Source organism: Psychrobacter sp. ANT206 (assembly GCF_056880555.1).
Map to the genome: position 1 here is coordinate 63099 of NZ_CP096271.1, position 12749 is coordinate 75847.

14 protein-coding genes are annotated in these 12749 nt (G+C 43.3%); 3 read left to right on the top strand and 11 right to left on the bottom strand.

Annotated features, from left to right (window positions below):
- Positions 1-80: 80 nt before the first annotated feature.
- Positions 81-689, bottom strand: a complete 609-nt coding sequence (locus tag M0221_RS00255) for a class I SAM-dependent methyltransferase (RefSeq protein WP_483284006.1) — start codon at positions 687-689, stop codon at positions 81-83.
- Between the two features lie 381 nt (positions 690-1070).
- On the opposite strand from M0221_RS00255, the gene M0221_RS00260 reads away from it, so the two are divergent.
- On the top strand, positions 1071-1514 hold the full coding sequence (locus tag M0221_RS00260) for a hypothetical protein (RefSeq protein ID WP_011512431.1): 444 nt from the start codon (positions 1071-1073) through the stop codon (positions 1512-1514).
- Between the two features lie 124 nt (positions 1515-1638).
- On the opposite strand, the gene xerD is transcribed toward M0221_RS00260, so the two are convergent.
- The 7 genes from xerD to recN form a co-directional block, all read right to left on the bottom strand.
- A complete protein-coding gene (gene xerD / locus M0221_RS00265) occupies positions 1639-2577 on the bottom strand; it encodes a site-specific tyrosine recombinase XerD (RefSeq protein ID WP_483284007.1) in 939 nt (312 codons plus the stop codon).
- A gap of 107 nt (positions 2578-2684) precedes the next feature.
- On the bottom strand, positions 2685-3899 hold the full coding sequence (locus tag M0221_RS00270) for a methyltransferase (protein ID WP_483284008.1): 1215 nt from the start codon (positions 3897-3899) through the stop codon (positions 2685-2687).
- Between the two features lie 70 nt (positions 3900-3969).
- Positions 3970-4230, bottom strand: coding sequence for a sulfurtransferase TusA (gene tusA, locus M0221_RS00275; protein WP_020442453.1), 261 nt, complete (start codon positions 4228-4230; stop codon positions 3970-3972).
- A 58-nt stretch (positions 4231-4288) separates the two neighbouring features.
- On the bottom strand, positions 4289-4816 hold the full coding sequence (locus M0221_RS00280; protein WP_483284009.1) for a hypothetical protein: 528 nt from the start codon (positions 4814-4816) through the stop codon (positions 4289-4291).
- A gap of 221 nt (positions 4817-5037) precedes the next feature.
- A complete protein-coding gene (ruvX, locus tag M0221_RS00285) occupies positions 5038-5559 on the bottom strand; it encodes a Holliday junction resolvase RuvX (RefSeq protein ID WP_020442455.1) in 522 nt (173 codons plus the stop codon).
- A gap of 50 nt (positions 5560-5609) precedes the next feature.
- Positions 5610-6173, bottom strand: a complete 564-nt coding sequence (locus tag M0221_RS00290; RefSeq protein ID WP_011512437.1) for a YqgE/AlgH family protein — start codon at positions 6171-6173, stop codon at positions 5610-5612.
- A gap of 130 nt (positions 6174-6303) precedes the next feature.
- Positions 6304-7983, bottom strand: coding sequence for a DNA repair protein RecN (gene recN, locus M0221_RS00295; protein WP_483284010.1), 1680 nt, complete (start codon positions 7981-7983; stop codon positions 6304-6306).
- 549 nt (positions 7984-8532) lie between these two features.
- Here recN and ppnP point away from each other — a divergent pair.
- On the top strand, positions 8533-8868 hold the full coding sequence (gene ppnP, locus M0221_RS00300; RefSeq protein WP_011512439.1) for a pyrimidine/purine nucleoside phosphorylase: 336 nt from the start codon (positions 8533-8535) through the stop codon (positions 8866-8868).
- 204 nt (positions 8869-9072) lie between these two features.
- A complete protein-coding gene (rlmB, locus tag M0221_RS00305; protein WP_483284011.1) occupies positions 9073-9843 on the top strand; it encodes a 23S rRNA (guanosine(2251)-2'-O)-methyltransferase RlmB in 771 nt (256 codons plus the stop codon).
- On the opposite strand, the gene coaE is transcribed toward rlmB, so the two are convergent.
- The 3 genes from coaE to M0221_RS00320 all read right to left on the bottom strand — a co-directional run bounded on the left by coaE (position 9806) and on the right by M0221_RS00320 (position 12730).
- Positions 9806-10498, bottom strand: a complete 693-nt coding sequence (coaE, locus tag M0221_RS00310) for a dephospho-CoA kinase (protein ID WP_011512441.1) — start codon at positions 10496-10498, stop codon at positions 9806-9808. The two genes, rlmB and coaE, sit on opposite strands and share 38 nt — an antisense overlap.
- 83 nt (positions 10499-10581) lie before the next feature.
- Positions 10582-11481: a prepilin peptidase gene (locus M0221_RS00315; RefSeq protein WP_483284012.1), complete on the bottom strand. Its 900-nt coding sequence runs from the start codon at positions 11479-11481 to the stop codon at positions 10582-10584.
- Positions 11482-11506: 25 nt separating this feature from the next.
- Positions 11507-12730: a type II secretion system F family protein gene (locus M0221_RS00320; RefSeq protein ID WP_483284013.1), complete on the bottom strand. Its 1224-nt coding sequence runs from the start codon at positions 12728-12730 to the stop codon at positions 11507-11509.
- Positions 12731-12749: the final 19 nt, after the last annotated feature.

Here is a 12749-nt window from a genome sequence, read left to right on the forward strand (position 1 = left end):
TAAATCTAAAAGTTTAGCCATAAAAAAGCACGCTAAATCCTTATGATTTAGCGTGCTTTTTATTTGTCTGATTCTAGCGTTTAATCTTTGGTTGCCATGGTAATCGTATAAGTCTTGCCCTGTTTTACCTTTTCGCTATTACCAAAGACTTCGGTAAATGAGCGTTTCATAAATTGACGTAAGCCATTAATCGTCACCACGTAAAAGCGTCCACCTTTACGCATACGCGCATGAGCATCTAGGAAATAAAGGTAATGCTGCTCTTTGCCTACTTTGGCTGGTAAGTTTGACATCACAAGGCTAAAGTCTTTGTCTTTGGCCACGTGATTAAAGCCATTTGATAAATGTACATCGACATTTTTTAGACCATTCTTTTCACAATTAAGGCGTGCATATTCTACTGCCATAAAGTCTTTATCAATCAAAGTATGCTGACCATTAGGACATTCGCGCGCTGCTGCCATACCCAGAACGCCGTAGCCACAGCCCAAATCTATCGAGTCATCATCCGCCTGAAAATCCACATAATCAAGTAACATCAAGCTACCGTCATCGAGCTTTTGTGGTGAAAAAATACCCCACGTGGTCGCAAAATCAAACGGCTTGCCTAGCACATCTTGGCGAAAGTTAATGTCTTCACGCCAATGTTGGGCACTTTTCAACAGGTCAGCAGGGGGTCTATGGCTCATGGATTTCTCGGATTATGGATAAGTAAAAGGTGGTGCATTGCTCAAACGAACAGGGTGCACATTATGATGAGTATTGTAACGATAAAAGGGAAGATTTGCAGCTACGTATTAGTGGAAATTGTGATGGGCACTAAAGGAGGAGTATTTGACAGGAACCATTGTCAGATTTATGTCAGGTTGAAGTTACCCGTTTACGCATTTATATCGTAAATGCTATAGCATCCTTATTGAAGCTATGGAATACTAATAAAGATAACTAATTGGTCAACTATTTATTGTAGTGTCTTCTTGATATGAAGAATTACGGTCATACTAGGGATTGTACCAGCTTACTAAGATTAAACTCACCAAGCTTTACTTAATTAGAAAGGATGCTTAAATATGAAGTCTAAAATCAAAACGAAAATAAATCCAGCGCAAGAAACATTTATTCATATCGTGCATAGTAAGCGTATTAAGCCTCTCAAAAAACAGCCGGGTGTCAAATGTGTGGAAGCAGTAAAAACTATCGATAAAGCTTATCTGGCTGAGCTATCTGGTTGTGATGAATATGTGTCTATCGCTTTTTGTTATAAAAACTATAATGAAGAGACCAAGCCTCGTCTTAGTGAAAATGAAAGCTGTGCTGTGATTAGTGTGGCCAAAGCCAAAGAGCTATTAAATACCACAGAGTTGGCTGAAGAAGCATTGTCTGCTGTCAGTATTATTCTGTTTAGCGCTGTATCACAGACGTTTGGTGGCTTCTTAACGGATGGGGAAACCAGTAAGCGTTATGTACTATCAAAAGGCACAGAATATGCAGGCTTGTCCTCATTATCGCTATAGCATATAAGCAAGATTACGTTTCTATTAAGTATAAAAAAACGGCAGTATTATTATAATATTGCCGTTTTTTTTGCTTCAATATATAGGTTTTTATATTGGTAATAATATCTCGTAAATCAGCAATCTAACCCCTTGGATGATGTTCAGCATGTAACTTCTGCAATCTAGCCGTCGCCACATGGGTATATATCTGCGTCGTCGATAAATCACTATGCCCTAATAATAACTGTACGCTCCGTAAATCGGCACCGTGATTGAGTAAATGGGTAGCAAAAGCATGGCGTAAGGTATGCGGTGATAGGTCTTTATCAATACTGGCAACTTTGGCGTATTTCTTTAGCAGATACCAAAAGTTTTGCCGGGTCATATAGCCACCTTGGGCGGTCAAAAACACTGCTTGGCAATTTCCTGCTTTTAAATGGGCGATCAAATCACCACGTCCATGCGTCAAATAATCTTCAAGCGCATCTGCTGCATATTCCCCTAAAGGCACTAAGCGGGTTTTATTGCCTTTCCCCGTGATTTGTAGCCAGCCTGAGTTTAGATTCACTTGTTCAAGAGACAAGTTAACCAATTCACTGACGCGCAAACCGCAAGCGTAAAGTACCTCTAACATGGCTTTATCACGTAGCCCTAGCGCAGTACTGCTATCGGGCGCGGCAAGGAGATTATCGACGTCAGCTTCTGCCAAATCTTTTGGCAGTGGACGACCAAGTTTTGGGCTTTTAATACGCTCACAAGGATTGTCTTCACGTAGGTTGCTGGCAATCATCCACAGATAAAACTGACGCAAACTTGAAAGCATGCGCGCTTGCGTACGCGGCGTTTTCCCATCTTGAGTAAGAATAGACAGGCAGTGCAGCACGTCTTCGGGCTTCCAACGCGTTAGTGCCGTATGATTGGTCAATTCGCAGGAGCGCAAATCACGCACATAGGCGTTACGGGTACGCGTGGCCAAACCACGAGCCAGCATTGCTTGACGAAATTCGGTTATATAAGCCGGTTCATCATCTACGGCCAGCGCTTTTGGTTGGCGCTGCTGTACGGCACGGTCGCGGCTCATAAGACATACTCAGTAGTGGTATAAGAAAATCCGAGTTAATATAGACGATATTTTTTATTTTAAACTGATTATCAATTAATAAAATTTGGCAAAGTCATTTTTACCCTTTAAGTATTAACAGCTACCAAACACCATAGCGAGGTGACTTCCGCATTACGCGCTGCAAATAGTGGATCAGTATCGTCTTGGCTTCGACCGTGTTTAGGTTGGGTATCGAGACGGTATTTTACTTCTAAACCAGCATTAGCAAACCAGCCCAATAATTCATCGCGGCTGCGCAACTGCAAATGTTCTGCCAAATCTGACAGAATCAACCAGACCTCTCCTTGTTCAGCTAAATGCTGCTTTGCGCCTTGCAAAAACCCACGCAACATTGCGCTATTGGCATCATAGACGGCAAACTCTAGTGGCGAGGTTGGCTTAGCGGGCAACCAAGGTGGATTACAGACCAGCAGATTAGCCAGTGGCGCATCAGTCGGATACAAGTCCGCTTGCTGCAATTGCACTGCAGGTAAATCTAAACGTGTAAGGTTGTCACTAGCGCAGGCTAATGCACGCGGATTTAAGTCCGTCGCAATCACTTGCTTCACACCGCGCTGCGCCAGAATAATAGCAAGCAAACCGGTTCCGGTACCGATATCAAAGGCGACATCATAAACGGCTGGCAACGGTGCATCAAGCAACAGCTGCACATACTCATGACGAGTCGGTGCAAAGACGCCATAATGTGGGAAAATTGATAGACCCAAATTTTCGATTGCCACGCCTTTTACACGCCACCCTGCCGCACCTAAGGCACCTTGCAGGTCACGAAATGATATTAGACATGACTCATTCAACTCACCAAAAGCAGCGGTACAAGCAGCACTGACATCAGGGGCGCGGCGTAACTGGTTGACATAACCGGCATCAAGCTCTAATAATAAACGGCTTAATAGGCGCGAACGCTGAGATTGGACTTGGCGTTGCTGATGAAAAAGATTAGGGATGTCTTTAGAGGATGCTGAAGCCTCATCTGTAGATTTAGCGGACTTAGCAGGTTTATTAGCTGCTTTATTAATTTTACGCTGCTCAGAACGCTCATTCGCACGGTCAATGCGTCGAGTGATGGCTTGCAGCAGTTGCCTTGCATTATTAAAGTCACCGCGCCATAGCATTGACGTTCCAGCACAAGCCAAGCGATAAGCCTCATCGGCTGTCGTTTTGTCGTCGACCACAACAATACGCGCAGGCGGCACATGATTGCTTTGAGACAACCAGCGAGCCTGACGTAAGGTTTCATTTTCGTGCCATTGCACGTACTGTATTTCTGTTGCTAACACACGACCTACCTTTCAGATGTGAATGATGTATTTTTTATAATGCAAAGATATTTCTGCATTATATATTGCGCTAAGCGCTCTTTTTCTTGACTAAATAACGATAGGTTGGCGCATCGTTTAGCGTTTCTTGATGGACAAGGGTATGTCCCAAGTGCCGGCAGAAATTAGGAATGTCACGCGTAGTGGCAGGATCAGTGGCTAATATCTCAATCACATCGCCGCCATCCGCTTTACGAATCGTCTTATGTAGCATCATGACTGGCTCAGGACAAATCAGCCCTTGGGTATCTAAATGATGGTGAATAGTCGTGTCTAATATTGAAGTCGTCATATTTTTTTATAAACCTAATAGATAAGTTTGGTAGCTGAATACTTGTTTACTAATGATTTTATAAAGGCGTTTTTTCTGCGTCAATAGCGATAATATCTTTATTGTTTTCAGTGCTGTTATGATTCTCAGGTAAGTCGGCTAGGGCTAAAAAATTAAAGAAGCGCTTAAAGCTCACCTTAAATAAAAAAGCCACACCGAGCCACGATGCCAATCCTAACCAAGCCGTATCGGCAAATAACAGCCCGCCGATCAGGATAATACTTGAGACACCAATGGTCATAATCACCATCGAGGTTTGATTGAGACGATAGCGATAGATAATAAAGGCATTATATAGCGTCAATGGAATGGTCAGCGCCACCAAAGCATAAGGTAAGTTGTAGAATAGTTGATACAGGAGCTGATTGTCATGAAAGGCTTTGATACTAGCAATGGTGCCAAAAACCATAAAAGTGATAATAGCGGCGTAAATGAGATAGACGGCTATCTGGTTGACACGTTGGGCGCCTTTGATACGCGCAATGGCAAGCGGTGCAAAACCATGTCGAGAGCTATTGTGCAAAGAGTGGTCTGAGACAGTGGTCATAGTAATCAGTCATTTAGTCGTTTGGATTGAGGAGGTACAGTTAATTCACTTTTAAAAGGGTACAGAACTACTGGAGTTAATTATTCGCAGCCTCTGTCTGCGTAGGCACAGCAAGCAAGAAGAATTAACCCCAGTAGTGATTGATAACATTTGTATTTCTTTTATGTAGAACCGACTATATCAGGTATTGATGGGACATTAAAAAGAAAGCTAATGCTCAATTAATCTGCTTTGATGGCGTCGATGGCGATACTGCTATGAGGATCAGCAAAGTAGGTCGACATTAAAATACAGGCAGAGATATCATCAATCGGAGCGCGCTCATGTTTAATCCAGCCATTTTCCCATGCTATCTCACGCGCGGCGACCGATGTTAGGCGCTCATCGCATAGAGATACGATGACAGGTAAATGCTGCTCCATGATTCTATGTGCCAGACGACGGGCAAATTTATGTGCGCGTTTTGACAGCATAGAGCTGCTACCGTCCATATTTAACGGCAGTCCGACTACTACCTTTGCCACGCCCCAAACCTTGATAATACCGAGTAGATTATCCCAATCAGGTTGCCCATTATTCATCGCCAAGATATCAAAGGCACGCGCCGTTTCTGTCAAGCTATTACCGAGTGCCATGCCCATTTTTTTAACCCCATAATCTAAGGCTAAGATAAGGTGTGGCTTAATCGCTGGCTCAGCAACGCTAGTGTCAGTACTGTCTTTTATAAGAGTGCTATCTACCATAATAAGGGGTGTTTCCTATTTTTAGTTCTGTATTCGTTCAGCATATGAGATTAAGCATGACCGATGTCGCTACTTAAATAATCAAAATTAACCCCAATCTTATCGGCGGCCATTTGCCAACGTTCCTCAAATGGCGTATCAAACAATAAGTTTAAATCAGCAGGGCATACCAGCCAGTCGCCGTTAGCAAGCTCACGATCGAGCTGTTTTTTACCCCAGCTGGCATGACCTAAACAGAGCTGATAATGACCAACGCCTTGACCGGCTGCAATACGTTTGAGGATATCTTGGCTGGTAGTGATGCAGACATTTTCTGAAATCGCAAAAGACGATGCCCATTCTGGCTGCCCTGTATGCAGTACAAAGCCAACCTCAGGGTACATAGGTCCACCTTCTAATGCCAGATCTTCCATCACCTGTGCGTCTGTAACCTCAATATCCAGATCTTCTAGCAGTTTTCCCACGCGTGCCTGCTCTAATGGACGATTGACCATCAGACCGAGTGCACCGTGTTTATCATGACGACAGATATAAATCAGCGCCTGCTCAAACCGTGGGTCTGACAGTTCAGGCGCCGCGATTAAAAAATGATGGGTCAAATTGGCTTTGGACATAGAGACAAACGCAACCTACTAATAAAGGTAAAATAACAGAGCTGACACCACTATATGGCGATAATGACTAAAAAATCAACTAAAGCAAGGATTTAGCCGTCAGAAGGTGTTTATGGTAGTCAATCAATGATCATTTAACATCGCTCAATAAACTGCGCGCATGGTCACGAGTGACATCGGTGATAATAACACCACCAGACATACGTGCCAGTTCATCTACTTGCGCGCTCTCGGTTAAGATGACAAGCTCACTTTCAGTTTGCTCGTCATGGTGTTTTTGTACCAAGATATGCTGATGCGCTTGCGCGGCGACTTGGGCTTGGTGGGTAATGGCGAGTAATTGCTGCGTTTGCCCAAGGGCGCGCAACAGCTCACCCACCACTTGTGCCGTACCGCCACTGATACCGACATCAACTTCGTCAAAGACCAGCATAGGTTTTGCCGCATTATTATCTGCATTGGTGGCTTGCAAGACCTGCATCACTAGCGCCATACGTGATAGCTCACCGCCTGAAGCGATTTTGTGTAGTGGCTGCATTGGCATACCGACGTTGGCGCTGAATAATAAGTCTATATCATAACAGCCTTGTCCATTATATTGGCTGACATCGGTCTTTTTGGTAAAAACGAATTCACAACGTGCATTAGGTAGGGCAAGCGGCTGTAGTTGCTTAATCAGCTGTTTGCTGACAATCGGCGCAGCTTTTGCTCGTTTTTTATTTAACTCAGTTGCTAGTGCTATATATTCTTGCCATGCTTGCTCAATTTGTGCTGCCATTGCATCACTGCTTGGCTCGTTTTCTAATTGTTCTAATTGCGCTTCCCAGCCTTTTGCTTCATGAATCAAGTCGCTCGCTGGCAAGTTATGCTTACGTGATAGGCGATGACCTAAACTGATTAAACTGTCTAATGCCTGCAAACGCTCAGGGTCAGGCAATTGCTGCTCAGCGTAATCTGATAGCAATCCTGTCACTTCAGTGATTTGCTGCTGCGCCAAATATAGCTGTTCTGAGGCTTGCTCAAAGGTTTGACTCACACTCATTTGATTGTCGCATAGTTTAATTGCTTGCCCGAGCAAGGTCATTACATCGGGCTCATCGGTATCATTATCGAGTAAATGCAAGCCATGACTGGCCTCAATCATTAGTGCTTCAATATTAGATAATTCTTCGTGTTCTGCTTCTACTTCAGCATAATCAACGACCAATAACGGTGCGATATCTGCTAACTGGCTTTGCAACAGTTGAATACGATCTTGGCGCTGAGCTTCACGGCTAGCGAGATCGTCAGCGCGGCGTTTAAGTTGCTGATAAGCTTGATAACTACTTGAGGTCTGCGTAGCAAGAGAAGTTATCTGTGCCATTTCATCTAGCCATTGCACTACAAATTGTGGCTTGAGTAGCGCCTGCTGAGCATGTTGACTATGAATATTGACCAGCAATGCACCCAAACTCTTAAGCTCAGCCAAACTGACAGGTGTGCCATTTAACCATGCTTTTGAGCGCCCTGTATTACTGAGTTGTCGGCGAATCAATACATCTGGCTCTTCTAACGCCCGCTCATTTTTGGCAAACCATTCAGCAATGACACTATTGTTTTCTACATCAAATTGCGCGTAGATATCCGCGTGCGCCGCGCCATGTCTGACCATCGCACTGTCTGCGCGCTCGCCGACACATAAAGACAGCGCATCGAGTAATAGCGATTTGCCAGCGCCTGTTTCACCAGTGATGACATTGAAGCCTTCAGCCACACTCAGCTCATGCTGAGCAATTAACGCAAACTGATTTAAAGTTAATGATACTAGCATCAACGCCTCTCATGACAGACAACAAACCTCAAATACGATGTAATGTCGTACAAGGAGGTTATCTCTACAATAGGTTAAATAAAGGAATGAATCGGTTCAGTTCATACTGCAACATAGATAAATGCAATTGGCAAATAGTATGGTGGCAAATAATCTTAAATACAAATATTAAAGGTAATCAATAACATCACTTAAATCCATCATAATAAGCGGAACTTTCCTGCCGCTGTAACAAACTTTATAGAGATAATGTGGTAGCATAATCTCACATAATGATAAACTCTTACCACCAGATTTTCGTGCATTCTACGACAGAGCAGTTAGCTTGTAGAACATGATACAAACCTGTGTGTCAGTAAGTATCAGTAATAAATGGTTATTTTTAAACCTATAAGATAAATCAATTCTATAATCAGCGCACAGCAAAGTAAAAATGATTTAGAGTCGATGGTAAAAGGTAGATATAACAACGCTTATCTAAGCATTCGCTTATCTACACATTCAATTTGGTTTTTTAGTTGGCAATAATTATTTGATAAGGAAGCCACTATGACAGCGGCGCAATTTACTAATGTAACAGTCAATGCTCAAGCCACGATATCCTATGATGGTCGTTGCTCAAGCCATACCATTATGTTCGAGGACGGTCGTCATAAGACATTAGGTGTTATCTTACCTTGTGATAATTTGGTCGAGCATTATCACTTTAGTACCAATACATCTGAACGTATTGAAATCACTAGCGGTGAGTGCGAAGTCAAAATAAATGGGGAAGAGGAGTTCAGCTACTACCGCGCAGGACAGTCATTCGTGGTTGAAGGTAATAGTGGTTTCAATTTACGCACAGAACAGATCGTTCAGTATATCTGTCACTTAGAAGGCTAATACGCCTTAAAGTGTCGTTAGATAATTGATGAAGCCAAAAGCCAATGCTTCCAAAGAAATAAATCTTATCAGGTTTATTTCTTTTTTTTGCTGACATTATTTAGATGAAGCTGGTCATTAATTGCTACAATTACACATCTCTATTTTTATTGCATGTTTTTTATAACACTGTGCAATACCCACTTTATAATCAATAGGCCTACTATGGCAAAACCTACCTATTTTTATGGCATTCATGCCATTGATGCCTTGCTCGAATACCGTCCTCTTGATGGACTGAGCTTATTTGTACAGCAAGGGCGCGAGACTGACAGTCATGTACAGTCTATTATGGCGCAAGCACGTGATAATGGCATCAGTATTCAACCAACGCAAAAAGACAAACTTACTCAGCTGTGTGGTAGCCCGCAACATCAAGGCGTAGTGCTGAACGCCCGTCCATTAGGCTTCGCTGATGAAGGTTTGCTAGATACGCTTGCTGGTCGAGATGATTGTTTGTTACTGGTACTAGACCAAATTACGGACGCCCATAATTTTGGCGCTTGTTTGCGTACAGCAGTAGCCATGGGTGTCGATGCAGTCATTTGTCCGAAACATCATGCAGCTAGCTTGACGCCAACGGTTGCCAAAGTATCTGTCGGTGCAGCTGAAATGATGCCTATTGTTAGCGTGACCAATCTGGCACGCACGCTGACAAAAATTAAAAATGCCGGCGTTTTTGTGTTTGGTACTGCTCTAAATGCTGATGCCAAGCCAATCCATACCGCAGACCTGACTGGCAAAACGGCCATTATTATGGGTTCAGAGGGCGAGGGGATGCGCCGCCTGACAACAGAGAGCTGCGATGAGCTGGTTTATATTCCGATGTCAGGCAACGAGCATGGCAATTTGCAAAGTTTAAATGTCAGTGTGGCGACTGGTATGGCTTTGTATGAAATTAATCGGCAGCGAACTTTAGCTGCTGGGCAAGCTTAAGATAGTCTTGATGGAGCGGCTCTAATTGTACATATAGGGCCGCAAGATCACTCTCATTTAATACCACATCATCCGCATGACGATTGCGCTCTTCACGGCTAAGCTGATTGACCATAATGGCTTCAATTTTTTGCACACTTAGCGCATCACGTTGACTGGCTCGTGCAAGTTGGGTATTTTCTGTGGCATCCATCACCAAAATACGTTGACATAAATTGGCAAGCCCAGCTTCTGCCGCTTCAATCAATAACGGCGCTGACAACACCACATACGGCGAGGTACTCTCTGCCAATTGCTTTTTTGCAGCTTCACGTATCGCTGGATGGGTAATCGCTTCAAGTTCAATTAGAGCATCAGGATAAGTAAACACATGGGTCCGTACAGCGGCGCGGTCCATATCACCATTGGCGTTTAGCACCCAATCACCAAATTTCCTCTGGATCTTGCGCAACGTTGAGCTGCCTTTGACCACCACTTCATGTGCAATAACATCTGCATCAATAATATCGATTCCCTGCTGTGCGAACCAGTCACTGGCGGCTGATTTGCCACTGCCGATACCACCCGTTAAACCCACTACCAATGTTTTACTTTTATGCTCAGGCGTTTGCGGCTGATGAGAATAAGGTGAAGGTGCTGCTGCGTATTTTGACATAATGATGACTTATCTGACTGATAGAAGGATAATGACTGTAATCAATGAAAGGTTAAACATAACTATTGGGAAATGGCTACTGCTTAAGTATACATACCTAAATACCAATTAACGATATCTGAGCCGTATAACAATGCCACAATACCAGCAATGGCAATATAAGGACCAAAGGCAAAAGGCTTGCTCTCGCCTTGTTTTTTCATCAAGATAATCCCAACGATAGAGCCGAGCAATGATGATAATAGAATAATCAAGGGTAACATCATAGGTCCAAGCCACGCACCCAGTACTGCCAATAATTTAAAGTCGCCTTGTCCCATACCATGCTTTTTGGTGATTAAATAAAATATCTTGACCACTATCCATAACGATAAAAATCCCAATAACAAGCCCCATATCGACTGAGTAGGGGGCACAAACCAACCTTGTGAATTGACCGCCAGTCCTAGCCCTGCTAATGGAAAAGTCAAGCGGTCAGGCAATAACTGAGTATCAAAATCGATACCAGTTAAGGCGATCAGTGTCCAGACTAAAACTAATGCCGACAGCCCTACCATGCCAACGCCAAAATGATAAATGACTAGTGCAGATAGCAGAGCAGTGACCAGCTCAACGATAGGATATCGAAGCCCGATAGCCGCTTTGCAAGCTGAGCAACGTCCGCGTAGTACTATCCAGCTAATTAAAGGGATGTTTTCATACCACTTAATTTTATGGGTACAGTGCGGGCAGCGTGAAGCAGGGCGGCTTAAGGTAATAGGCGTATCATTACTAACAATATTGACCAACGGCCTCGTATGCTCACGCGGTATATCTGCTTGCTCATATATAAACTGGCTACACTCTTGTCGCCAAGCCAATACCATCATCAATGGAGTGCGATGAATTACCACATTTAAAAAACTACCGACGCACAGCCCTAGTAGACCAAATACGACTAAAGCGATTGTCATATTTTCTTGTAATAACTGTATAAATTGCATGAACGAACTACCCTTTAATTAGCTTTTAGCCTACTACTGCACCCATCTGGAAGATTGGCAAATACATAGCAATGACTAAGCCTCCGATTAATACTCCTAGCACCGCCATAATAAGTGGCTCCATCAAACTGGTCAAACCATCAACAGCGTTATCGACTTCATTTTCATAATAGACTGCCACTTTGTCTAGCATATCTTCTAAACTACCAGACTCTTCACCGATACCAACCATTTGAATAGCAAGACTTGGGAATAAATTTGTTGAGCGTATCGAAAACTGTAACTGCTGCCCCGTAGAAACATCATTTTTGATTTGTTGAATAGCGTTATAAAATACCACGTTATTTGCCGCGCCGGCAGTTGAATCGAGCGCATCAATGAGTGGTACACCAGCAGCGAAAGTGGTAGACAGCGTGCGAGCAAAACGCGCAATCACCGCTTGGTAAGCGATATTGCCAAATATTGGTGCTTTTAATACTGCACGGTCTAAGAAATCGCGAAATTTCTTTGAGCGCTTTTTTGTTTCTGAAAAACTAATGATAGTACCACCAATAATAATAAGCAAAAGGAACCACCATGCTTGCATCCACTCAGACATACCTACGACCATCTGGGTAAAAGCAGGTAATTCTGCCCCAAAAGACTCGAACAATCCAGAAAACACTGGAACGACTTTAACAAGCAGAATGATGGTGACAATAATAGCAACTACAACGACTGCGATAGGATACTTCATGGCTTTTTTAATTTTAGCTTTTAACAGCTCGCTTTTCTCTTTATAAGTCGCAACTCGCTCCAGCATAGTTTCTAACGCACCTGACTGCTCGCCAGAATCAACAAGCGAGCAAAAAAGATCGTCAAAATAGCGGGGATGGCGACGTAATGCCGATGCAAAAGTACCACCAGCTTCGATATCGGCTTTAATTTGTAACACCAAGTCTTTCATACTCGGATTATCTAGAGAGTCCGCAACAATCTCAAAGGATTGAGTCAATGGCACCCCAGCTTTCATCATGGTTGCCAATTGACGTGCAAAAATAGCAATATCGATAGGCTTGATAGACTTTTTAAAGGTGTATAAGGGTTTTGGCTTTTTCTTGATACCTTTAACCGTAATACCTTGTTTGCGTAACGTGGCTTTGGCAAGCTCTAAGCTATGACTGGTCGTCTCACCTTTTACCTTTTGCCCGCGACGGTTGATGCCATCATAGACAAAGTCTAACAGCATGTCGGTCTTAGCTTTTGCCATGTCCGTTCCTTCAAAAAAT

Bases quoted from the DNA above. Each gene is read 5' to 3' on its own strand.
- M0221_RS00255 (WP_483284006.1), bottom strand. From the start codon at position 689: ATGAGCCATAGACCCCCTGCTGACCTGTTGAAAAGTGCCCAACATTGG.
- M0221_RS00260 (WP_011512431.1), top strand. From the start codon at position 1,071: ATGAAGTCTAAAATCAAAACGAAAATAAATCCAGCGCAAGAAACATTT.
- xerD (WP_483284007.1), bottom strand. From the start codon at position 2,577: ATGAGCCGCGACCGTGCCGTACAGCAGCGCCAACCAAAAGCGCTGGCC.
- tusA (WP_020442453.1), bottom strand. From the start codon at position 4,230: ATGACGACTTCAATATTAGACACGACTATTCACCATCATTTAGATACC.
- M0221_RS00280 (WP_483284009.1), bottom strand. From the start codon at position 4,816: ATGACCACTGTCTCAGACCACTCTTTGCACAATAGCTCTCGACATGGT.
- ruvX (WP_020442455.1), bottom strand. From the start codon at position 5,559: ATGGTAGATAGCACTCTTATAAAAGACAGTACTGACACTAGCGTTGCT.
- M0221_RS00290 (WP_011512437.1), bottom strand. From the start codon at position 6,173: ATGTCCAAAGCCAATTTGACCCATCATTTTTTAATCGCGGCGCCTGAA.
- recN (WP_483284010.1), bottom strand. From the start codon at position 7,983: ATGCTAGTATCATTAACTTTAAATCAGTTTGCGTTAATTGCTCAGCAT.
- ppnP (WP_011512439.1), top strand. From the start codon at position 8,533: ATGACAGCGGCGCAATTTACTAATGTAACAGTCAATGCTCAAGCCACG.
- rlmB (WP_483284011.1), top strand. From the start codon at position 9,073: ATGGCAAAACCTACCTATTTTTATGGCATTCATGCCATTGATGCCTTG.
- coaE (WP_011512441.1), bottom strand. From the start codon at position 10,498: ATGTCAAAATACGCAGCAGCACCTTCACCTTATTCTCATCAGCCGCAA.
- M0221_RS00315 (WP_483284012.1), bottom strand. From the start codon at position 11,481: ATGCAATTTATACAGTTATTACAAGAAAATATGACAATCGCTTTAGTC.
- M0221_RS00320 (WP_483284013.1), bottom strand. From the start codon at position 12,730: ATGGCAAAAGCTAAGACCGACATGCTGTTAGACTTTGTCTATGATGGC.